Origin of the sequence: Collimonas fungivorans (genome assembly GCF_001584145.1) — a bacterium.
Lineage (GTDB): Bacteria > Pseudomonadota > Gammaproteobacteria > Burkholderiales > Burkholderiaceae_D > Collimonas > Collimonas fungivorans.
On the sequence record NZ_CP013232.1, the window covers coordinates 3,446,801 to 3,468,125 of the forward strand.

Annotated in this window: 19 protein-coding genes; 8 read left to right on the forward strand and 11 right to left on the reverse strand. The window is 58.9% G+C overall.

The features are described from left to right. Positions 1-173 precede the first annotated feature (173 nt). The 3 genes from carB to CFter6_RS14735 all read right to left on the reverse strand — a co-directional run bounded on the left by carB (position 174) and on the right by CFter6_RS14735 (position 5,354). Positions 174-3,395 (reverse strand): carbamoyl-phosphate synthase large subunit, encoded by a 3,222-nt coding sequence (carB, locus tag CFter6_RS14725; protein ID WP_061540572.1) that lies wholly within the window; start codon positions 3,393-3,395, stop codon positions 174-176. Then, positions 3,388-4,566 (reverse strand): glutamine-hydrolyzing carbamoyl-phosphate synthase small subunit, encoded by a 1,179-nt coding sequence (gene carA / locus CFter6_RS14730; RefSeq protein ID WP_061540573.1) that lies wholly within the window; start codon positions 4,564-4,566, stop codon positions 3,388-3,390. The genes carB and carA overlap by 8 nt, the downstream gene beginning before the upstream one ends. A gap of 380 nt (positions 4,567-4,946) precedes the next feature. Further along, positions 4,947-5,354 carry a GlcG/HbpS family heme-binding protein gene (locus tag CFter6_RS14735; RefSeq protein ID WP_061540574.1) on the reverse strand — a complete coding sequence of 136 codons (408 nt, stop codon included), beginning with the start codon at positions 5,352-5,354 and terminating at the stop codon, positions 4,947-4,949. Between the two features lie 272 nt (positions 5,355-5,626). Between CFter6_RS14735 and CFter6_RS14740 the strand changes: the two genes are divergently transcribed. Together CFter6_RS14740 and CFter6_RS14745 are read left to right on the forward strand one after the other, a co-directional pair. Next, positions 5,627-6,193: a C40 family peptidase gene (locus CFter6_RS14740; protein ID WP_061540575.1), complete on the forward strand. Its 567-nt coding sequence runs from the start codon at positions 5,627-5,629 to the stop codon at positions 6,191-6,193. Positions 6,194-6,391: 198 nt separating this feature from the next. Continuing rightward, positions 6,392-6,745: a hypothetical protein gene (locus CFter6_RS14745; RefSeq protein ID WP_150118774.1), complete on the forward strand. Its 354-nt coding sequence runs from the start codon at positions 6,392-6,394 to the stop codon at positions 6,743-6,745. Positions 6,746-6,754: 9 nt separating this feature from the next. On the opposite strand, the gene CFter6_RS14750 is transcribed toward CFter6_RS14745, so the two are convergent. From CFter6_RS14750 to pstS, 8 genes are all read right to left on the reverse strand, one after another. After that, on the reverse strand, positions 6,755-7,591 hold the full coding sequence (locus CFter6_RS14750) for a patatin-like phospholipase family protein (RefSeq protein WP_236904678.1): 837 nt from the start codon (positions 7,589-7,591) through the stop codon (positions 6,755-6,757). A gap of 243 nt (positions 7,592-7,834) precedes the next feature. Beyond that, a complete protein-coding gene (gene phoR / locus CFter6_RS14755; RefSeq protein ID WP_061540578.1) occupies positions 7,835-9,139 on the reverse strand; it encodes a phosphate regulon sensor histidine kinase PhoR in 1,305 nt (434 codons plus the stop codon). Between the two features lie 111 nt (positions 9,140-9,250). Further along, on the reverse strand, positions 9,251-9,940 hold the full coding sequence (locus CFter6_RS14760; RefSeq protein WP_014006488.1) for a winged helix-turn-helix domain-containing protein: 690 nt from the start codon (positions 9,938-9,940) through the stop codon (positions 9,251-9,253). 31 nt (positions 9,941-9,971) lie between these two features. Further along, on the reverse strand, positions 9,972-10,679 hold the full coding sequence (gene phoU / locus CFter6_RS14765) for a phosphate signaling complex protein PhoU (RefSeq protein WP_061540579.1): 708 nt from the start codon (positions 10,677-10,679) through the stop codon (positions 9,972-9,974). A gap of 49 nt (positions 10,680-10,728) precedes the next feature. Beyond that, positions 10,729-11,517: a phosphate ABC transporter ATP-binding protein PstB gene (gene pstB, locus CFter6_RS14770; RefSeq protein WP_014006490.1), complete on the reverse strand. Its 789-nt coding sequence runs from the start codon at positions 11,515-11,517 to the stop codon at positions 10,729-10,731. Between the two features lie 38 nt (positions 11,518-11,555). After that, positions 11,556-12,449, reverse strand: coding sequence for a phosphate ABC transporter permease PstA (gene pstA, locus CFter6_RS14775; protein WP_014006491.1), 894 nt, complete (start codon positions 12,447-12,449; stop codon positions 11,556-11,558). Then, positions 12,446-13,474: a phosphate ABC transporter permease subunit PstC gene (pstC, locus tag CFter6_RS14780; RefSeq protein ID WP_014006492.1), complete on the reverse strand. Its 1,029-nt coding sequence runs from the start codon at positions 13,472-13,474 to the stop codon at positions 12,446-12,448. Before pstC ends, pstA begins: the two co-directional genes overlap by 4 nt. 209 nt (positions 13,475-13,683) lie before the next feature. Beyond that, positions 13,684-14,727, reverse strand: coding sequence for a phosphate ABC transporter substrate-binding protein PstS (gene pstS, locus CFter6_RS14785; protein ID WP_061540580.1), 1,044 nt, complete (start codon positions 14,725-14,727; stop codon positions 13,684-13,686). Between the two features lie 356 nt (positions 14,728-15,083). Between pstS and ppk1 the strand changes: the two genes are divergently transcribed. The 6 genes from ppk1 (at position 15,084) to CFter6_RS14815 (ending at position 21,325) form a co-directional block, all read left to right on the forward strand. Further along, complete coding sequence (gene ppk1, locus CFter6_RS14790) at positions 15,084-17,228, forward strand: polyphosphate kinase 1 (RefSeq protein WP_061540581.1); 2,145 nt, start codon at positions 15,084-15,086, stop codon at positions 17,226-17,228. 25 nt (positions 17,229-17,253) lie between these two features. Continuing rightward, a complete protein-coding gene (locus CFter6_RS14795) occupies positions 17,254-17,712 on the forward strand; it encodes a SixA phosphatase family protein (protein ID WP_014006496.1) in 459 nt (152 codons plus the stop codon). A 190-nt stretch (positions 17,713-17,902) separates the two neighbouring features. Then, positions 17,903-19,138 carry a polyhydroxyalkanoate depolymerase gene (locus CFter6_RS14800; protein WP_061540582.1) on the forward strand — a complete coding sequence of 412 codons (1,236 nt, stop codon included), beginning with the start codon at positions 17,903-17,905 and terminating at the stop codon, positions 19,136-19,138. Positions 19,139-19,246: 108 nt separating this feature from the next. Next, positions 19,247-19,975 carry an electron transport complex subunit RsxB gene (rsxB, locus tag CFter6_RS14805; RefSeq protein WP_061540583.1) on the forward strand — a complete coding sequence of 243 codons (729 nt, stop codon included), beginning with the start codon at positions 19,247-19,249 and terminating at the stop codon, positions 19,973-19,975. Next, positions 19,972-20,622 carry an endonuclease III gene (gene nth / locus CFter6_RS14810; protein WP_061540584.1) on the forward strand — a complete coding sequence of 217 codons (651 nt, stop codon included), beginning with the start codon at positions 19,972-19,974 and terminating at the stop codon, positions 20,620-20,622. Before rsxB ends, nth begins: the two co-directional genes overlap by 4 nt. A 4-nt stretch (positions 20,623-20,626) precedes the next feature. Further along, positions 20,627-21,325: a VIT1/CCC1 transporter family protein gene (locus tag CFter6_RS14815; RefSeq protein WP_061540585.1), complete on the forward strand. Its 699-nt coding sequence runs from the start codon at positions 20,627-20,629 to the stop codon at positions 21,323-21,325.

Sequence of the window (21,325 nt, forward strand, 5' to 3'; positions counted from 1 at the left end):
TTATCACGCACACAACAAAAGGTCACGGAGGTCAAAAACGTACCGAAAAAAGGGTGCGCTTATGACCTCCGCAGGAACTTCTGTAGCTGAATTGTACGTTTCGGCGGCTGCCAGGCATGCGATTGCAGCCCGGAAGCGATTCAGGATGCGCCTAGACGCATCCTGATCTGACCTTAGTGTAAGGTTTTATGCAGCCCTTGTAAATCATAGACGTGCAACTCGTCCAAATGGCGCATGCCTTCGACCGCGGCCTCTGCGCCGGCAATCGTGGTGTAGGTGGTGGCGTGGGCCGCCAGCGCCGACGTACGGATCGCCCGCGAATCGACGATAGCGCTGCGTTTTTCTTCGACGGTATTGATCACCAATGAAATTTCATTGTTCTTGATCATGTCGACCACGTGCGGACGCCCCTCCACTACCTTGTTGACGGTTTCCACCGGGATGCCGGCAGCGCTGATGGCCGCTGCCGTGCCCTTGGTCGCCACCACCGAGAAGCCGATCGCCACCAGGTCCTTGGCGACTTGCACCGCGCGCGGCTTGTCGCTGCCCTTGACGCTGAGGAACACCTTGCCCGACTTCGGCAGCTTGATGCCGGCGCCCAGTTGCGACTTGACGAACGCTTCGCCGAAGGTCTTGCCGACGCCCATCACTTCGCCGGTGGATTTCATTTCCGGTCCGAGGATGGTATCGACGCCCGGGAATTTGACGAACGGGAATACCGCTTCCTTGACGCTGAAATACTTCGGCACCACTTCATTCTTGATGCCCTGGCTGTCGAGCGACTGGCCGACCATGCAGCGGGCCGCGATCTTGGCCAGCTGCAGGCCGGTTGCCTTGGAAACGAACGGCACGGTGCGCGAAGCGCGCGGATTGACTTCCAGCACGAACACTACATCCTGGCCGTCGATCTGCTGAATCGCAAACTGCACGTTCATCAGGCCGACTACATTCAAGCCCTTGGCCATCAGCGAGGTCTGGCGCTTGATCTCTTCGATAGTTGCCTGCGACAGCGAATAAGGCGGCAGCGAACAAGCAGAATCGCCGGAGTGCACGCCGGCCTGCTCGATATGCTCCATGACGCCGCCGATGAAGGTGCGATCGCCGTCGGACAGGCAGTCGACGTCGACTTCGATAGCGTCGTTCAGGAAGCGGTCCAGCAGCACCGGCGAATCGTGCGATACCTTGACCGCTTCGCGCATGTAGCGCTCGAGGTCACGCTGCTCGTGGACGATTTCCATCGCGCGGCCACCCAATACGTAGGAAGGACGCACTACCAGCGGATAGCCGATTTCCTGCGCCAGGCGCAATGCATCTTCTTCGGTGCGCGCGGTGCGATTCGGCGGCTGGCGCAGGTTCAGGTCGTGCAGCAGTTTCTGGAAACGCTCGCGGTCTTCGGCGGCGTCGATCATGTCCGGCGAGGTGCCGACGATAGGCACGCCGTTGGCTTCCAGGTCGAGCGCCAGCTTCAGCGGAGTCTGGCCGCCGTACTGCACGATCACGCCGTACGGCTTTTCCTTGTCGACGATTTCCAGCACGTCTTCCAGCGTCACCGGCTCGAAATACAGGCGGTCCGAGGTGTCGTAGTCGGTCGATACGGTTTCCGGATTGCAGTTGACCATGATGGTCTCGTAGCCGTCTTCGCGCATCGCCAGCGCCGCGTGGACGCAGCAATAATCGAATTCGATGCCCTGGCCGATACGGTTAGGACCGCCGCCCAGCACCATGATCTTCTTCTTGTTGGTCGGGTTCGATTCGCACTCTTCCTCGTAGGTCGAGTACATGTAAGCGGTGTTGGTCGAGAATTCGCCGGCGCAGGTGTCGACCCGCTTGTAGACCGGACGGATGTTCAAGGCCAGGCGTTTCTTGCGCACGTCGGTATCGGTAGTCTTCAGCAGCTTAGCCAGGCGGCGGTCGCCAAAGCCCTTTTGCTTGAGGCGGAACAGCGTGTCGCGGTCCAGCGCTTCCAGCGTCTGGCTGTTTTCCAGCCACAGTTCGATATCGACGATTTCCTTGATCTGCGACAGGAACCACGGATCGATATGGGTCAGCTGATGCACTTCTTCCAGCGTGAAGCCCTGAGCGAAGGCGTCACCCACGTACCAGATGCGGTCCGGGCCCGGCTCGCCGAGTTCTTCTTCGATGACTTCGCGGTCCTGGGTCTTTTCGTTCATGCCGTCGACGCCGACTTCGAGGCCGCGCAAGGCTTTCTGGAACGATTCCTGGAAGGTGCGGCCGATCGCCATCACTTCGCCCACCGATTTCATCTGGGTGGTCAGGTGGTTATCGGCGGTCGGGAATTTTTCAAACGCAAAACGCGGAATCTTGGTGACCACGTAATCGATCGAAGGCTCGAACGATGCAGGGGTGGCGCCGCCGGTGATTTCGTTGCGCAGTTCGTCCAGCGTGAAACCCACGGCCAGCTTGGCCGCGATCTTGGCTATCGGGAAACCGGTCGCCTTCGACGCCAGCGCCGAAGAACGCGATACGCGCGGATTCATTTCAATCACGATCATGCGGCCGTCGGCCGGGTTGACCGAGAACTGCACGTTGGAACCGCCGGTGTCGACGCCGATTTCACGCAGCACCGCCAGCGAGGCGTTACGCATGATCTGGTATTCCTTGTCGGTCAGGGTCTGCGCCGGCGCTACCGTGATCGAGTCGCCGGTATGCACGCCCATCGGATCCAGGTTTTCGATCGAGCAGACGATGATGCAGTTGTCCGCCTTGTCGCGCACCACTTCCATCTCGTACTCTTTCCAGCCGATCAGCGATTCTTCGATCAGCAGTTCCTTGGTCGGCGAGGCTTCCAGGCCGCGCTTGCAGATGGTTTCGAATTCTTCCGCGTTGTAGGCGATGCCGCCGCCGGTGCCGCCCATGGTGAACGAAGGACGGATGATGACCGGGAAGCCGAGCTCTTTCTGCACGCCCCACGATTCTTCCATGGTGTGGGCAACGCCGGAACGGGCCGAACCAAGGCCGATCTTGGTCATCGCTGCCTTGAACTTGGAACGGTCTTCCGCCTTGTCGATGGCTTCCGGCGAAGCGCCGATCAGCTCGACCTGGTATTTTTCCAGGATGCCGTGGCGATGCAGGTCCAGCGCGCAGTTCAGCGCGGTCTGGCCGCCCATGGTCGGCAGGATCGCGTCCGGCTTTTCCTTGGCGATGATGCGCTCCACTGCTTGCCAGGTGATCGGCTCGATGTAGGTCACATCGGCCATTTCCGGATCGGTCATGATGGTCGCAGGATTGCTGTTGACCAGGATTACCTTGTAACCCTCTTCGCGCAGCGCCTTGCAAGCCTGCGCGCCGGAATAGTCGAACTCGCAAGCCTGGCCGATGATGATCGGGCCGGCGCCGATGATCAGGATACTTTTTAAATCACTACGCTTAGGCATTTTTATTTTTCTCCAACATCGTTTGATTCATCAATTGAATGAAACGATCGAACAAGGGGGCGATGTCATGCGGGCCGGGCGACGCTTCCGGGTGGCCCTGGAAGCAGAACGCCGGCTTGTCGGTGCGGGCAAAACCCTGCAGCGAACCGTCGAACAAGGAAACGTGTGTGACGCGGCAGTTGGCCGGCAGGGTCGCGCCATCGACGGCAAAACCGTGGTTTTGCGAAGTGATCAGCACTTGCTTGCTGTCCAGGTCCTGCACCGGATGATTGGCGCCGTGGTGGCCGAACTTCATCTTCAGCGTCTTGGCGCCGGAAGCCAGCGCCATGATCTGGTGGCCGAGGCAGATGCCGAAAGTCGGCACGCCGCGCTCGATCAGCTCCTTGGTGGCGGCAATCGCGTAGTCGCAAGGTTCAGGGTCGCCAGGGCCATTGGACAGGAAAATCCCGTCCGGATTGAGCGCCAGCGCGTCGGCGGCCGAGGCTTGCGCCGGCAGCACCGTGATCTTGCAGCCGCGCTGCGCCAGCATGCGCAGGATGTTGAACTTGACGCCGTAGTCAAACGCCACCACGTGATATTTTGGGGTGATCTGCTGGTCGTAGCCGCGGCCCAGGCGCCATTCGGTCTCGCTCCAGCTGTAGGCCTTGGTAGTCGACACCACCTTGGCCAGGTCCATGCCGGCCAGGCCGGGAAAACCACGCGCCAGTTCCAGCGCCTTGGCGGTAGCGGCAGCGATGTCCTGCTCGCCGGCGACGATGGCGCCGCCCTGCGCGCCCTTTTCACGCAAGATGCGCGTCAGCTTGCGGGTATCGATGCCGGCGATGGCGACGATGTTCGACTCTTGCAGGTAAGCATCCAGGGTTTTGGTGGAGCGGAAATTCGACACCAGGCGCGGCAGGTCGCGGATGATGAGGCCGGCGGCGTGGATTTGCGAAGACTCGATATCCTCTTCATTGACGCCGGTATTGCCGATATGCGAATAAGTAAGGGTGACGATCTGGCGGCTGTAGCTTGGATCGGTAAGGATTTCCTGGTAGCCGGTCATGGCGGTATTGAATACGACCTCGCCAGTCGTATGACCGGCAGCGCCAATTGAAATACCTTGGAAAATCGTCCCATCTGCTAGCGCGAGGATGGCCGGTACGGTGAGGCCAGAAAAAAATGGCTGCAAGGGGTAACTCCTGATGTTGTTACCGCCGCTGCGCTGCGCCAAACGACCGCTATGAATCCCCAAACAGCGCTCAAACAGCGTTGAATTGACGGCTTATCAGTCTTTTTGGGACGAGATGGAAGGTGGTATGCGCTACGGCGGAGTAAATTGGGCTAAACCCTGCAATTATAGCCGACAACGACCTGTCCGGCAATCCGATCAGGCGCCAAGCCGAGGGTTTTTGTATAAATAATTAGTAAAGATTGACGGCGATGATGCAATTGACAACTTTGCTGACAATCGGCGCAAGAAAATCGGATGCCACTGCCAATATTGGTCAGCTTGCGAGTCCGGCATTCCGGACCCGCAAAGATTCGGCTTAAATACGACTTAAGCGCGGTTTAAACGCCTAAAGCCGCAATACCGGCCTTGGCGATCTGCACGTCTTCGCTCGACTTCACGCCGGAAACGCCGACTGCACCAAGATATTCGCCGCTGACCACGATAGGCACGCCGCCTTCCAGCAGACCTTCCAGGTTTGGTGCGGTAATGAACGAGAAACGACCATTATTGATCATGTCTTCGTAAATTTTCGATTCGCGCTGGCCTAAAGCCGCCGTCTTGGCCTTGGCCGGCGAAATATGGGCCGAAATCGGCGCGCAGCCGTCCATGCGCTGCAGCCACAGCAGGTGACCGCCTTCGTCAACGATGGAAATTGTCACTGCCCAGCGGTTCTTCGCTGCCTCGGCCTCTGCAGCTGCAGCGATTTTCTTGACATCGTCGAGTGTCAGCACTTGTTTCGATTTCATTTTTGCTCCTTGTGAAATAACTGAATATTGTACTTTAGTGCCCTGCAATAGGCACCTGCGCCGCCGGCATTCCCGCCAGATTATTTCTGGCGCGATACTTGCTTGACGGGAAATCGAAATGCAGGAATTTTCCTGATGCAGTTCGGATTTATCCGACTTTGATTATTTAAATGACATGATATAGTTCTGCCCCTTCGCCTGCCAAGTTTGACAGGCACCTCTTATTCACTTACATTCGTGCGATCGTAATGTCCCAAAGCCCACTCATAACGATGACGATCAAAGAAGCCTTCCCGCTATTCCAGACCTTCGCACTCGCTTGCGCGCTGCTTGCCGGCTTATGGTTATGCAGCCCCGCCCGCGCTTCCGATATCACCGATATCGACCTGCGTCCGCAGCCGAGCAGCACCCGCAGCAAACTCCAGCAATTTACCGATCGGGCGTCGGAACTGGCTGTGAGCGCGATGGGCATGATCGGCATTCATTACAAATACGGTGGCAACAACCCTGAAAACGGCCTCGATTGCAGCGGCCTGGTACGTTATGTGTTCAAGGATGCATGGGGCGTCAATGTTCCCCGCACTGCCGCGGAACTTAGCCGCAGCGGCGAAAAAATCGACAAGCAGGACCTGAAGCCTGGCGACCTGGTGTTCTATAACACCCTGCGCCGCAGCTTCTCCCACGTCGGCATTTACCTGGGCGACAACAAATTCATCCACGCCCCGTCCACCGGCGGCAAAGTCCGCATCGAAAGCATGGACCTGGCTTACTGGAAATCGCGCTTCAACGGTGCGCGCCGCATCAACGATCCGGATCCGGACAGCGACAACCACCAATAACAGCATCGGCGGCAAAAGGCCCCTGGCAGTCAAAGACTGCCAGGGGCCTTTTCTTTATCCGAACGATCTACTTTCAGTCAACTCCCTAAAACCGTTCACTATCGAAATCATGGCGCTCACGCTGCGATAAAATGAGGCATCCAACACAGGAATGTGTGCGCTGCTGTAATGTATTTGTCGATAAAGGATGCTCTTCAAATGATCAATCCCGCCGTCTCGCAACTTGATAAGCCGCAAGCGCGTGTTGACAAAAATAGAAGATCACAAGATCATACGGATATGGATCGCCTGACCACACTGGAAGCAAGATTTGATGCGCTGTTGCCTACCCTGGCGACACGAGCAGACATGCTTTCGGTAAAAAGCGAAATCCTCAGAATCGTCGGTGAAACCCACAAATGGATGCTAGCGACCGTTATCGGCTTGTTTCTGGGATTCGGCGGCCTGTTTCTGGCTGTTACCAACAGCCTCAAGCCGGAACTCCGGCAATCCGTACAACCCGTAGTAATACAGCTGCCGGCAGGCCAGCCGCAAATTCCCAGCAAGAGCTAAGAACCTGCTTTATTCCTCGCGCTTTTCCTTCAATTTCTTCTTGATGGCAGCCATCTGCGCCATCGCCGCCTGCTCGCCGGCCAGGATCGCGGTATTGCGCGCAGCGAAATCGTTGCCCTTCATCGCACCCAGGTCCGGACGGATGACAATGTCCGCATCTTTCAATTCATAGCTGTTGATGCTTTGCCCCATGATGGCGAAAGTCTGCAGCAATACATCGACGGAACTGGAGGCGGCCTGCACCTCCGGTGAAGCCGAAATATTCACCGCAATCACGAAATCCGCTCCCATTTCGTGGGCAAAACGCACCGGCACCGGCGACACCAGGCCGCCATCGACATACAGGTGGCCGCCGATACTTACCGACTGGAACACGCCCGGCACCGCGGAAGAAGCCCGCACCGCAAGGCCGGTGTTACCGCGACGGAACAGGATAGGCGCGCCGCTGTTCAGATCAGTGGCAACCGCGCCAAACGGGATTTTCAGCTTTTCGATAGGGACATTGCGGATGGTCTTGTTGACGTAATTCTGGATCGCCTCGCCCTTCAGCACGCCGCTGACCTTGGCAAAAAACGGCACGGACCAGTCGGAGATGGCAGCTTCGTCCATCTGCAAGGCGATCTTCTGCAGCGCAAAGCCGTTGTTGCCGGCCGCGTACAGTGCGCCGACCACGCTGCCAGCGCTGGTGCCGACCACGATGTCGGGCACTATCCCCTGCGCTTCCAGCGCCTTGATCACGCCGATATGGGCAAACCCGCGGGCAGCGCCGCCGCCCAGCGCCAGCCCGATCTTGACTGGCCTGGGGATTTTCGGCTGGGCCACCGGGACAACGGCTACCGGCGGCATCTGCGGAGCGACCGGGTTGCTGCCGCAAGCGGCCAGCAAAATACATAAGAAAAGACTCAGGGGCGGCAGCAAACGTGGCAAGGACATGAGAGCGGCGGAAAACCCGGCAAGATGGAGGAGAAGCGCAAACACTGTCAATCATCGACAGCGAAGGCGGCCGGCGACGAGGTGTCGCCGCAGAATTGTAGCCGATGTTGAAGACTTCGAACCGCCAGGATAAGCTGAATTGCGGCTGAATTGCGCTCAGTCTTTCACCACAGCAACAACCGACGTCGCCGGCAATTTGACCGTAAACACGCTGCCCTCGCCAGGTCGCGATTCAACCCCCAGGCTGCCGTGATGGCGCAGCAATACATGCTTGACGATCGCCAGGCCGAGGCCGGTGCCTTGAGTTTCCCGCGAGCGGCTTTTGTCGACACGGTAAAAACGCTCGGTGAGCCGCGAGATGTGCTCGGCGCTGATGCCGATGCCGGAATCCTTGACCACCAGCTGCGGCCCGGCCTTGCCGTTTTGCCAGAGGATCTGGATTTTGCCGCCGGCCGGCGTATAACGCACCGCATTGGAAATCAGGTTGCTGAAAGCGCTGCGCAGCTCATCGTTGCTGCCGGTGATGTCGGGACCGTCCACCGCCAGCGAAAAACTGTGCTTGCCGGCCGACAGGACCTCGGCTTCCTGCAGCAGGCTGCGCAGCATGGCTTGCATATCCACCGGTTCGGGACGCATGGGATAGTCGATCGATTCCAGGCGCGTCAGGGTCAGCATGTCGCCGATCAGGTTTTGCATGCGATGGCCCTGCTCCGTCATCAGCTGCAGATGGGCGGCGCGGGTTTTCTGGTCGAGGCCGGGCTGGGCCTGGGCAATCTCCAGGAAACCGTTGATCACTGTCAGCGGCGTACGCAATTCGTGCGAGGCGTTGGCGATGAAATCGCGCCGCATCATGTCGATTCTTTCGGATTCGGTGGCGTCGTGGGTCACCAGGATCTGGCGCCGGTTCTCGAACGGGATGATCTGCACGATGAGCTTGCGTTCGCGCAGGCTCAGGGTCAGCGGCTGGTCGTAGCGGCCGAGGACGATGTAGTCGATGAAATCCGGGGTGCGGATCAGGTTGGTGACCCGCATGCCTTTGTCGCGCCCATGCTGCAATCCCAGATGACGCTCCGCAGCCGGATTGCACCACTCCAGGAACAAGACATCGTCCATGATGACGACGCCGTCGGGCAGCAGATGCATGGCCTGGCGGAAGCGCGCCAGCCATTCGCTCAGTTCGGTCTGATGTTTTTCATCGTCACGCCGCAAGCGATACAGGCGCGAAAAAATGTCGGTCCAGGCACCCCAGCCGTCCGGCAGCTTTTCGCTGCGCGGGTTGTCCAGCCAGCCGCTCAGGCGGAACAGGTAATGCAGCTGCACCACCACGGCAACCGACATCAGGACCAGGCCCAACAGCAAACCGGGCAACACGCCAAACAGGGCCCAGACCACGCCCGAGATGACAAAGATCAGCAGGATCCGCAGCAAGGCCGGGATCCAGAACAACATCTGTGGATTCATAAATCACTATTATGCGAGGGAAGCATCGTTCATCGCGCCGGGCCGCAGTTCATGGCTCGCGCTTGAAATCCTGCTATTTATTACGCTCTATTATTGCGCTCTATTATTGCGCTATTTGGCCGAAAGCATGTAACCGACGCTGCGCACCGTGCGAATCAGGTGTTCAGACTCGCGCAGCGCCTTGCGCAAGCGCAGCACGTGGACATCCACGGTGCGTTCCTCGATCACGACGTGGTCGCCCCATACCTTGTCGAGCAGCTGGCTGCGCGAGAACACCCGGTCCGGATTGGCCATGAAGAATTTCAGCAAGCGGTATTCGGCGTGGCCGATATCGATTTTCTGGTTTTCCAGGCAGACTGAACAGCTGGCCGGATCGAGCGACACCGCACCGGCCGACATCATGCCAGGGACTTCGTCAGCCCCTTTGCGCCGCAACAGCGCCTTGACCCTGGAGGTCAGTTCACGCGGCGAAAACGGCTTGGTCATGTAGTCGTCGGCGCCGTTGTCGAGGCCGGAGATCTTGTCCTCTTCCATGCTTTTTGCGGTCAGCATCATGATCAGCATGGACTGCAGCTGGCGATCCGCACGCATTTGCGACAGCAGGCGCAAGCCGCTCTGGTCCGGCAGCATCCAGTCCAGCAGCACCAGGTGCGGCGTGCGGCGCTGGACGAACTCCCAGCCGTCGGCGGCGGTATGCACGATGGAGGGAGTCCAGCCGGCTTCCTTGATGGTAAAACCGATCAGTTCGGCGATCGCCGGCTCATCCTCGATGATCAGGATGGATGTTTTATCAGCGGCCATTTTTTAACATGTAGTGAATGCCACGCTTCGATCAAGCCTCTTCGTCATCGCGCTGGCTGGTGGCGTAATCGGTGTGGCGGATGTCCTTGCCCTCGACGATGTAGATCACATATTCGGCAATGTTCTTGGCGTGATCGCCGATGCGTTCGACCGCCTTGGCGACCCACAAGGTATCCATCGAGGCTGAAATCGTGCGCGGATCTTCCATCATGAAGGTGATCAGGTTGCGCATGATGGAGCGGAAGTCGCGGTCGATCACCTCGTCTTGCGCAATCAGCCGCATGGCCTGTTTCTCGTCCAGGCGCGCCAGCGCATCCAGCGCATCGTGCAGCAGGTCAGCCGCGCCGACGGCGATGACGCGTACCGTTTCGGTATGGTCGATGGTGCCCGCGCCGCGTTTGTGCAGATGGATCGCGGTACGCGCGATTTTTGCCGCTTCGTCGCCGATCCGTTCCAGGTCGGTGATCACCTTGATGGTCGCCATCACGGTGCGCAGATCGTTGGCGGTTGGCTGGCGGCGCACGATCAGGTGGCTGCAGGCGTCATCCAGTTCGATTTCCAGGCGGTTGACCTGGTCATCGTCCTTGATCACCCGTTCCGCCGAATCCAGGTTGCCGTTGCGGAAAACGTTGATCGCTTCCTGGAACTGGCGCTCGACCAGTCCGCCCATGAGCAACACCTTGGAACGTATGGTTTCCAAATCCGTGTCGTACTGCTTTGAAGAGTGTTCGCCGCTCATCTGATTTCCTTCTGTTCTTTACGCGTCAAGGTTGAGGCTGCCGCCGGCATTAACCGAAGCGGCCTGTGATGTAGTCCTGAGTCTCTTTACGTGCCGGATTCATGAAGATCTGGTCGGTCTCGCCGAACTCCACCAGCTCGCCCAGGTACATATAGGCGGTGTAATCGGAGCAGCGCGCGGCCTGCTGCATGTTGTGCGTCACGATGGCGATGGTGTAATCCTGTTTCAGTTCGCTGATCAGTTCTTCCACCTTGGCAGTCGAGATCGGATCCAGCGCCGAGGTCGGCTCGTCCAGCAGCAAGACGTCCGGACGCACCGCCACGCTGCGGGCGATGCACAAGCGCTGCTGCTGCCCGCCCGACAGGCTCAGGCCGCTCTTGTTCAGCTTGTCCTTGACCTCGCCCCACAGGGCCGCCTTCGACAGCGCCCATTCAACGCGCTCGTCCATCTCGCCTTTGGGCAGGTTTTCATACAGGCGGATGCCGAACGCGATGTTGTCGTAGATCGACATCGGAAACGGCGTCGGCTTCTGGAACACCATGCCAACCTTGGCGCGCAGCATGTTCAGGTCTTGCCCGGCTTCCAGGATGTTGCGGCCGGCGTACATGATCTTGCCTTCCGCGCGCTGGCCCGGGTACAGGTCGTACATCCGGTTCAGGGTGCGCAGCAGGGTGGATTTGCCGCAGCCCGAAGGACCGATGAATGCAGTCACTTTCTTTTCGTTGACATGCAGGTTGATGTTCTTCAAGCCCTGGAACGCGCCGTAGTAGAAATTCAGCTGCGAAATCTCTATGGTCGGCTGTTTGTCGAGAGCATTCGGTTTGATTGAGGTTTGCATAATATTGACCAGTAAGGATGGCAATCTAAGTGAGTTCGTTAGCCTGGAATCTTCTGGCTGAAAAGCGAACGCGATACGATGTTCAAGGCCAGCACGCTGAACGTGATCAGCAATGCCCCGCCCCAAGCCAGCGGCACCCAGTTATCGAACGGGCTCATCGCAAACTGGCTGATCACCACCGGCAGGTTGGCAATCGGCTTGTTCATGTTGGTGCTGAAGAACTGGTTGTTCAGGGCAGTGAACAGCAAAGGCGCCGTTTCTCCGGCAATCCGTGCCACTGCCAGCAAGACGCCGGTGACGACGCCAGCCTTGACCGCGCGCAGGCGCACCAGCAAGGCCACTTTCCAGCGCGGCGCGCCCAGCGAAAACGCCGCTTCGCGCAGGTTGCCCGGCACCAGCTTGAGCATGTTGTCGGTAGTCCGCACCACCACCGGCACCGCAATCAGCGACAAGGCGAACGTGCCGGCCCAGCCGGAAAAATGGCCGACCTTGGCAACGTAGATCGCGTAGACAAACAAGCCGATCACGATCGACGGCGCCGACAGCATGATGTCGGTGACAAAGCGCGTTACCTGCGCCAGCTTGCTCTCCTCGCCATATTCAGCCAGGTAGATGCCGGCCAGGATACCGATCGGGGTGCTGATGACAGTCGCCAGTCCCACCAGCATCAGGCTGCCGATGATCGGGTTCAGCAAACCGCCGGCGCCGGAACCCGGGGCAGGCGTGTTTTGCGTCAGGATGCCGAGGTTCAGCGCGCCAAAGCCCTTGACCACCAGCGTCGCCAGGATCCAGGCCAGCACCGCTATGCCCAGCGCCATCGCCAGGAACGACAGCACCATGCCGAAACGATGCATCAGCAGCCGCTTGCGGTAGACCTGGTTGACCGGCGGAGTTGCCTGGATATCGGCATCCGCTTGCGAAGAATTACTCATTTGGCACCTTCTTTACGGGACATGCCCATCAACATGATTTTGGCGATCGACAAGACAATAAAGGTAATCACGAACAGGATCAGGCCCAGCGCAAACAAGGCCGATACGTGCAGCGTGCTGGAGGCCTCGGCGATTTCGTTGGCCAGCGTCGAGGCGATGCTGTTACCGGAGGCAAACAGCGACCACGACAGCCGCTGCGCATTGCCGATCACGAAGGTCACCGCCATGGTCTCGCCCAAGGCGCGCCCGAGGCCGAGCATGACGCCGCCGACCACACCGGTCTTGGCGTACGGCAGCACCACCTTGCGCACCACTTCCCAGCGCGTGCAGCCGAGGCCGTAGGCGGATTCTTTCAACACCGCGGGAACAACTTCGAATACGTCCCGCATGACAGAGGAAATGAACGGGATGATCATCACCGCCAGGATCAGGCCCGCGGTGAGCAAGCCTATGCCCATTTTAGGACCGTTGAACAAAGCGCCGATCAGCGGCAGATGGCCAAGCGTGGCGGACAGGAAAGGCTGGCCGTATTGCGCAAACAGCGGCGCGAAGACAAACAGCCCCCACATGCCGTAGATGATGCTCGGCACGCCGGCCAGCAGCTCTACCGCGGTGCCCAGCGGGCGGCGCAGTTTTGCCGGGCAGATTTCAGTCAGGAACAAGGCGATCCCGAAACTCACCGGGAACGCGATCGCCAGCGCGATGAACGAAGTCACCAGGGTGCCGACGATGGCGATCATCGCACCGTAATGGTCGTTGACCGGATCCCACTCGACAGTGGTGATGAAAGATGGCCCGAACTCGCGGAACACCGGCCAGGCGCCGATCGCCAGGCAAACGATGATGCCGAGCAGGACCAGCAGCACGATCAGCGAAAACAGCAGCGTGACCTTGTGGAAAAGGAAATCCTGGATGCGTTGCTTACGCATTGTGGCAAGCAGGCTCTGATGCGATAAACCCGCTTCTTCAGCGCTGATTGCCTGGGGTGAGATCGATTGTGCCATGACAGGAATATTTGCACTCATGAGTAGCGATATCCGATGAAGAATAAGAAGCGGCGGCGGGAATTGCAAAGCCAGACCGCGCTCGACCTGGAGATATTTCGCGTGGGGACTGGTGATTCAACAATATTAACGGCGCAGGCAGCCTATTCCCCGAACAACTGCCCCGCCCGCAACAACTGAAACTTGCGATCCGGACTTGAGTTACCTCAAATCCGGATCAGGTACGACTATTACCAGACAGCCTTGCCAGCGTTATCCTTGATCTGGGCTTTCCACGATTCTTCCACCAGTTTCACCACCGATGCAGGAATCGCGACATAGTCCAGCTCGGTAGCCGAAGCGCCGCCGTTCTTGTATGCCCATTCAAAGAATTTCAAGACTTCCTTGCCCTTGGCGGCATCGGCCTGGTTCTTGTGGATCAGGATGAAAGAAGCGCTGGTGATAGGCCAGCTGGTCTTGCCGGCCGCGTCGGTGAAATCCACCGCGAAACCTGGGGTCTTGGCCCAGTCGGCGCCGGCAGCAGCAGCCTTGAAGGTTTCATCGTCAGGCTGCACGAAGCTGCCGTCGCGATTCTTCAGCTGGGTATGCTGCAGCTTGTTTTTCTTGGCATAAGCGTACTCAACATAACCGATCGCGCCCTTGATCTTTTGCACGTTGGCGGCGACGCCTTCGTTACCCTTGCCGCCGACGCCGACCGGCCATTTGACCGCAGTGCCAGCGCCAACGCCGGTCTTGAATGCCGGGCTGGTCTTCGACAGGTAGCTGGTGAACACGAATGAAGTGCCGGAACCGTCAGCGCGATACACCACGGTGATGTCGTCAGCCGGCAGTTTCACGCCTGGGTTGAGGGCCGTGATTTCAGGCGCATTCCACTTGGTGATCTTGCCCAGGTAGATGTCTGCCAGCACAGGGCCGGTCAGCTTGACCTGGCCTGGAGTCACGCCGTCCAGGTTCACGACCGGCACCACGCCGCCCATGATCGCAGGGAACTGCGCCAGGTTGTCGGTGTTCAGGTCTTCCACCTTCAATGGCATGTCGGAAGCGCCGAAATCCACGGTTTTCGCCTTGATCTGCTTGATGCCGCCGCCGGAGCCGATGGATTGATAGTTCAGGCTGTTGCCGGTTGCGGTTTTATAGGCTTCAGCCCATTTGGAGTAGATCGGGTAAGGAAAAGAAGCGCCGGCGCCGGTGATTTCCGCTGCCATGACCGAAGAAACCGCCAGTGTCGAACCCATTGCCAGGATCGCGGCTTTAACGAAGTGATTCAATCGCATTTGTTACTCCCTTGTTGACTATAGATGTGGTGTGCCCAAGTCGAGACTGTTGTGAAATTCATCTCCTTGCAAGGAAGCCAATTTCACAACAGCCCCTAAGACAGGGCGAACTCTAACCAACATTTATGACAGCTTTATGACGAGGTAAAAATCAATGCAAATAACATTAAATTGTCAAAAAAATCACAAAAAAAACAACCAAAAAAACCTGTCGGGTTCTAATATTCATATCATCCAGGCGTCGAACGATGCGGCTTCGCAATGCCAAACGTATTGCCGCGCTTCCATTTTCTTCATCAAGCTGTCATATTCAATGCATACACTGCGCCGTAACCATCAGACCAGCTGCCTGATTCATGAATAAAAAAACCAAGCCGGACGAGGATTCGAAACATCCCGGCGCCAGATTAGGCGCCAACCCAAGCTATCTGAATCGCGAATTGTCGCAACTGGCCTTCAACCGGCGCGTCATGGCCCAGGCCGAGGACCGCCATGTGCCGTTGCTGGAACGATTGCGGTATCTGTGCATCGTCAGCAATAACCTCGACGAATTCTTTGAAGTCCGCATCGCCAGCTTGCTGGCAAACAGCCAGGTTGAGGGAGGCGGCGCCGAGTCGCCGGCCTTGGCTGCGGCGCTTGAGCGCACCAGCGTAGAGTGTCACCAGATCGTCGACCGCCAGTACGCCATCCTCAACCAGACCATCCTGCCGCAACTGTCGGCCAACCGCATCCACCTGCTGCGGCACGGCGACCGCAACGAAGAGCAGCGAGCGTGGGTAAAAACTTTCTTTGAACAGGAAATCCGCCCCCTGCTGACTCCCATTGGGCTGGATCCGGCCCATCCGTTTCCCCAGGTATTAAACAAAAGCCTCAATTTCATTGTCGAAATGGCAGGCAAGGATGCGTTCGGGCGCAGCACCTCGATTGCCATCATCAAAGCGCCGCGCGTATTGCCGCGTGTGATCAAGCTGCCGGATGTGCTGTCGCCCGGCGGCGCCTCGTTTTGCCTGCTGTCATCCATCATCCATGCCCACATTGGCGACCTGTTTGCCGGTCGCCAGATATTGGCATACTCACAATTCCGGGTGACTCGCAACAGCGACCTGTGGGTCGACGAAGAAGAGGTCAAGAACCTGCGCCAGGCGCTGCAAAGCGAGCTGCAGAGCCGCCAGTTCGGAGTTGCCGTCAGGCTGGAGGTGGCGCGCAGCTGCCCACCGCAACTGTCCCAGTTCCTGCTCGACCAGTTCGGCATTGCTGCCAACCGCTTGTACGCGGTCGACGGCCCGGTCAACATGGTGCGCCTGTCAGAGATGATCGACCAGATCAGCGACGCCAGCTTGCGTTTCCCGCCGTTCGCGCCGGGCTTGCCGCTGCACCTGGAGAACGCTAGCGATATTTTCGAACAATTGCGGCAAAAGGACGTGCTGCTGCACCATCCGTTCCAGTCGTTCCAGCCGGTAGTCGATTTTGTCCGCTCCGCGGCGTTCGACAGCAATGTGGTGGCGATCAAGCAGACCATTTACCGCACCGGCATGAATTCCGACCTGATGGAAGCGCTGATCGTCGCCGCGCAACGCGGCAAAGAAGTGATGGTGATCGTTGAGCTGATGGCGCGCTTCGACGAGGAAGCCAACATCAACTGGGCCGACAAGCTGGAACGCGCTGGCGCCCAAGTGGTATATGGCGTGGTCGGCCTCAAGACCCATGCCAAGCTGTCGCTGGTGATCCGGCGCGAAGCCGACAAGAGCGGCAACGGCGAACTGCGTTATTACGCCCACCTCGGCACCGGCAACTACCATCCGACCACCACCAAGCTTTACACCGATTTCGGCCTGCTCACCTCGAACCAGAAGCTGGCCACCGAAGTCAACGAAGTCTTCATACACCTGGCCAGCCTGACCAAGCCGAAGAAAATGGATTATCTGTGGATGGCGCCGTTCCTGCTGCAGAAGGAAATCATCCGCGCCATCCACAATGAAGCAGAGATCGCCCGCAAGGGCCGGCCGGCGCGCATCGTCGCCAAGATGAATGCGCTGCTGGACGAATCCGTGATCCGCGCCCTCTACGAAGCCTCTGCCGACGGCGTCAAGATCGAACTGATCGTGCGCGGCGCCTGCGCGCTCAGGCCAGGCGTTCCGGGGCTGTCGGAGAATATCCACGTACGCTCGATCATCGGCCGCTTCCTGGAACATAGCCGTATTTATTATTTCCGCAACAACCTGCAGCACGATGTCTACCTGGCCAGCGCCGACTGGATGAACCGCAACCTGTTCCGGCGGGTCGAGGTGGCCTTCCCGGTGCTCGACAAATCGCTCAAGAGAAGAGTCATCAACGAAGGCCTCACGCCTTACCTTAAAGACAACACCAATGCCTGGAGCCTCGGCTCCGATGGCAATTGGCATAAAAACAAGCCTCATCGGAGACAAAAACCATACGGCGCGCAACGACACTTGATGCTGGCTTTAGGTGCGCTTTCCCCTACGCATTACACAAGTAAGTGAGCAAACAAGTGAGCAAGGGCAAATCATGGATTTGATTCTATGGCGGCACGCGGAAGCAGAAATCGGCGAACCGGACGAGGGCCGCGCCCTCACCGGCAAGGGCCATAAACAAGCCTGGAAAATGGCCGACTGGCTGGACCACAACCTGCCGCACAGTTGCAAGATCATCAGCAGTCCGGCCACCCGTACGGTGCAAACGGCGGAAGCGCTGGGCCGCAAATTCAAGACCCATCCGGACCTCGCCCCCGACTGCAGCGCCGAACAGTTGCTGGCGGTGGCCAACTGGCCCAACAATCGCGAACCGGTGCTGATCATCGGCCACCAGCCGACGCTGGGCCAGGCCGCCGCCTTGCTGGTGGCCGGCCAGATGCAGGAATGGTCTATCAGGAAAGGCAGCGTCTGGTGGATTGCCCAGCGCGAACGCGGCGACATCACTACTAACTATCTGAAAGCCGTCATGTCGCCGGATCTGATCGCCAAGTAGAAATCAGGCTGAAAACCTCGGTACCTCGGAGCGGTAAGTGGTATATTTGCGACCAAATCGTTTATCCTATTTTTCTACCGTTGTTGTCAAACTACAGGAATTTTGCGGCATTTCCTTGCATAAGATAAAATGGCAATTAAGTTGCATTATAAGCAACCCCTGTTGTAGTGGACCACCCGAGAGGTAACGCATGCTCTATCAATTTCACGAATTCAACCGCTCCCTGCTCCATCCCCTGGTGCAATGGGCCGATGCCGGCAGCAGACTCTTCACCGACCCGATATCGCCGCTGTCCCACACGCCATTTGCACAACGCATCGCCGCCGGCTACGAATTGATGTACCGCCTCGGCAAACAATATGAAAAGCCAGAGTTCGAAATCGACAGCACGCTGGTCAACGACAAAACGGTCGCGATCATCGAAGAAGTAGCGACTACCAAGCCGTTCTGCCGCCTGCTGCATTTCAGGAAAGACCTGAGCGCCAAGGAACTGGGCGCGCTCAAGCAACCCACCGTGCTGCTGGTCGCTCCCCTGTCGGGCCATCATTCGACCCTGCTGCGCGATACCGTGCGCGGCCTGCTGCCCGAACACGACGTCTACATCACCGACTGGACCGACGCCCGCATGGTGCCCGCCAGCGACGGCGCCTTCCATTTGCACGACTATATCTATTACGTACAGGATTTCATCCGCCAGCTGGGACCGGACCTGCACGTGATCTCGGTCTGCCAGCCGACCGTTCCTGTACTGGCAGCAATTTCACTGATGGCCAGCGCCAAGGACAGGCACCTGCCGAAGAGCATGACCATGATGGGCGGCCCGATCGATCCGCGCGAATCGCCGACCGACGTCAACAACCTGGCCACCGAAAAGCCGTTCAGCTGGTTCGAGAACACCGTGATCTATAGCGTGCCTTCCAACTACCCCGGTTTCGGCCGCAAGGTATATCCTGGCTTCCTGCAACATGCCGGTTTCGTCGCCATGAATCCGAGCCGCCATGCCCAGAGTCACTGGGATTTCTACATGCACCTGCGCGAAGGCGACAACGAGTCGGCCGACAGCCACCGCAAGTTCTATAACGAGTACAACGCGGTGCTGGACATGCCGGCCGAGTACTACCTGGAAACCATCAAGACCGTGTTCCAGGATTTCTCCCTGCCGCACGGCACCTGGGAAGTCGAAGGCAAGCTGGTGCGGCCGCAGGATATCAAGAGCGTTGCACTGTTTACCATCGAAGGCGAACTCGACGACATTTCCGGCCCGGGACAAACCCAGGCCGCGCATGGCCTGTGCAGCTCCATCCCGAAAAGCAAAAAACAGCATTTCACCGCCGAGAAATGCGGCCATTACGGGATTTTCTCAGGCCGCCGCTGGCGCGAGCTGATTTGCCCGAAGATAACCGCCTTTATCAAGGACAACGCTTAATTAAGTAAATAAGTAAATAAGTAAGCAACGTCAGCCCGGCAAATCCGCTGCCAGAGCCGTTCCCTCGCCGGGAACGGCTTTTTTCATTTGGCGCGGCCCCGGTATAATATGCTGTTGTCATCACCAAGCTCCCTGCCGCCCGTGTCCTCACCTTCCCTTGCCGACCATATCGAAGCGCTGCTGCCGCAGACGCAATGCACCAAGTGTGGCTACCCGGCTTGCCGCCCTTATGCCGAAGCCATCGCCGACGGCAGCGCCAGCTACAACCAGTGTCCGCCGGGCGGGCAGCAAGGGGTGGCGCGGCTGGCGCTGTTACTGCAGCAGCCGGTCATCCCGCTCAATCCTGCCAACGGCGCCGAACGGCCGCGGCCGCTGGCGGTCATCGATGAAGCGGCCTGCATCGGCTGCACGTTGTGCATCCAGGCTTGTCCAGTCGACGCCATCACCGGCGCCGCCAAGCAGATGCACACGGTGATCAACGACCTGTGCACCGGCTGCGACCTGTGCGTAGCGCCTTGCCCGGTCGATTGCATCACCATGGTCGACGTCAGCGGCACGGACACCGGCTGGGATGCATGGCCCCAGCAGCAGGCCGATGCAGCACGTGCCCGCCACGATTTTCGTGCGTTCAGGCTGGCGCGCGAAAAAAGTGAAAACGACGAACGCCTGGCCGCCAAGGCCGCGGAAAAACTCAAGGCGGTTGCGGCCGAATCGGCGGCGACGCCTGAACAGCAAGCAGAACAGCAGCGCAAGAAAGCCATCATCCAGGCCGCCATCGAACGGGCCCGGCTGAAGAAAGAACAACAAGCCGAACAGGCTGCCAAGGACTCGCCATGAATGCCGAAAAACGCAGGGAAATATTCACCCGCCTGCGCGCCGCCCTGCCGCACCCGACCACCGAACTGGAATACACCACGCCGTTTGAATTGCTGATCTCGGTGATCCTGTCGGCGCAAGCCACGGATGTCTCGGTCAACAAGGCTACGCGCAAACTGTATCCGGTCGCCAATACGCCGGCGCAGATCCATGCGCTCGGCGTCGACGGCCTGATTCCGTATATCCAGACCATAGGCTTGTATCGCACCAAGGCCAAGAATGTGATCGAAACCTGCCGCATGCTGGTGGCCTTGCATGACGGCCAGGTGCCGCGCACCCGCGAACAGCTGGAGGCGCTGCCCGGGGTCGGCCGCAAGACTGCCAACGTGGTGCTGAATACCGCTTTCGGGGTGCCGACGATTGCGGTCGACACCCATATCTTCCGGGTCTCCAACCGCACCGGCATCGCCCCAGGCAAGGACGTCGAGGCGGTCGAGCACAAGCTGATGAAGCTGGTGCCCGCCGAGTTCCTGCTGGACGCCCATCACTGGCTGATCCTGCATGGCCGCTATACCTGCATTGCCCGCAAGCCGCTATGCTGGAACTGCAGCATCGCCGACCTCTGCGATTTCAAGGCGAAAACGCCGTTGCCGGAAAAAGGGGTATAAATCCATGCAGCACTCCCATCCGCATACCGAACACCATTTCGAAGCCAGCGACACCGTGCGCGATATCGTCATCGGCATGGCCGACGGCCTGACGGTGCCGTTTGCGCTGGCGGCCGGCATCAGCGGCGCGGCAGTCGGCATCGATATCGTGGTCACCGCCGGCGTCGCGGAAATCGCCGCCGGTTCGATCGCCATGGGCCTGGGCGGCTACCTGGCCGGCCGCACCCAGCGCCAGCACTATTACGCCGAGCGCGAACGCGAAGAACAGGAAATCCTCAACGTGCCGCATCGCGAGCGCAAGGAAGTGATCGACATCATGGCGCAATACGGGGTGACGAAACAGGAGTGCGAACCGATGCTGGCCGGGCTGGAACGCAATCCGGTCGCCTGGCGCGACTTCATGATGCGCTTTGAACTCGGCCTGGAAGAACCGCGGCCGGCCGCGGCCAGGAAAAGCGCGGTCACCATCGCCTTGTCTTACCTGGTCGGCGGCCTGATCCCGCTCGCCCCCTACATGCTGATGACATCCATCCCGCGCGCCCTGGCAGCCTCCACCGTGGTCACGCTGCTGGCGCTGTTTGTCTTCGGCTACCTGAAAGGCAGCGTCACCGGCACCGGCGCCTTCAAATCGGCATTGCAAACCCTGATGGTCGGCGGCCTCGCCGCGGCCGTCGCTTTCGGCATCGCCAGACTGATCAGTTAA

Bases quoted from the DNA above. Each gene is read 5' to 3' on its own strand.
- rsxB (WP_061540583.1), top strand. From the start codon at position 19,247: ATGCTGTTGTCATCACCAAGCTCCCTGCCGCCCGTGTCCTCACCTTCC.
- CFter6_RS14815 (WP_061540585.1), top strand. From the start codon at position 20,627: ATGCAGCACTCCCATCCGCATACCGAACACCATTTCGAAGCCAGCGAC.
- CFter6_RS14740 (WP_061540575.1), top strand. From the start codon at position 5,627: ATGACGATCAAAGAAGCCTTCCCGCTATTCCAGACCTTCGCACTCGCT.
- CFter6_RS14735 (WP_061540574.1), bottom strand. From the start codon at position 5,354: ATGAAATCGAAACAAGTGCTGACACTCGACGATGTCAAGAAAATCGCT.
- phoU (WP_061540579.1), bottom strand. From the start codon at position 10,679: ATGAGCGGCGAACACTCTTCAAAGCAGTACGACACGGATTTGGAAACC.
- CFter6_RS14745 (WP_150118774.1), top strand. From the start codon at position 6,392: ATGATCAATCCCGCCGTCTCGCAACTTGATAAGCCGCAAGCGCGTGTT.
- nth (WP_061540584.1), top strand. From the start codon at position 19,972: ATGAATGCCGAAAAACGCAGGGAAATATTCACCCGCCTGCGCGCCGCC.
- pstB (WP_014006490.1), bottom strand. From the start codon at position 11,517: ATGCAAACCTCAATCAAACCGAATGCTCTCGACAAACAGCCGACCATA.
- CFter6_RS14800 (WP_061540582.1), top strand. From the start codon at position 17,903: ATGCTCTATCAATTTCACGAATTCAACCGCTCCCTGCTCCATCCCCTG.
- CFter6_RS14795 (WP_014006496.1), top strand. From the start codon at position 17,254: ATGGATTTGATTCTATGGCGGCACGCGGAAGCAGAAATCGGCGAACCG.
- ppk1 (WP_061540581.1), top strand. From the start codon at position 15,084: ATGAATAAAAAAACCAAGCCGGACGAGGATTCGAAACATCCCGGCGCC.
- phoR (WP_061540578.1), bottom strand. From the start codon at position 9,139: ATGAATCCACAGATGTTGTTCTGGATCCCGGCCTTGCTGCGGATCCTG.
- CFter6_RS14750 (WP_236904678.1), bottom strand. From the start codon at position 7,591: ATGCCGCCGGTAGCCGTTGTCCCGGTGGCCCAGCCGAAAATCCCCAGG.
- carB (WP_061540572.1), bottom strand. From the start codon at position 3,395: ATGCCTAAGCGTAGTGATTTAAAAAGTATCCTGATCATCGGCGCCGGC.
- CFter6_RS14760 (WP_014006488.1), bottom strand. From the start codon at position 9,940: ATGGCCGCTGATAAAACATCCATCCTGATCATCGAGGATGAGCCGGCG.
- pstS (WP_061540580.1), bottom strand. From the start codon at position 14,727: ATGCGATTGAATCACTTCGTTAAAGCCGCGATCCTGGCAATGGGTTCG.
- pstC (WP_014006492.1), bottom strand. From the start codon at position 13,474: ATGAGTGCAAATATTCCTGTCATGGCACAATCGATCTCACCCCAGGCA.
- pstA (WP_014006491.1), bottom strand. From the start codon at position 12,449: ATGAGTAATTCTTCGCAAGCGGATGCCGATATCCAGGCAACTCCGCCG.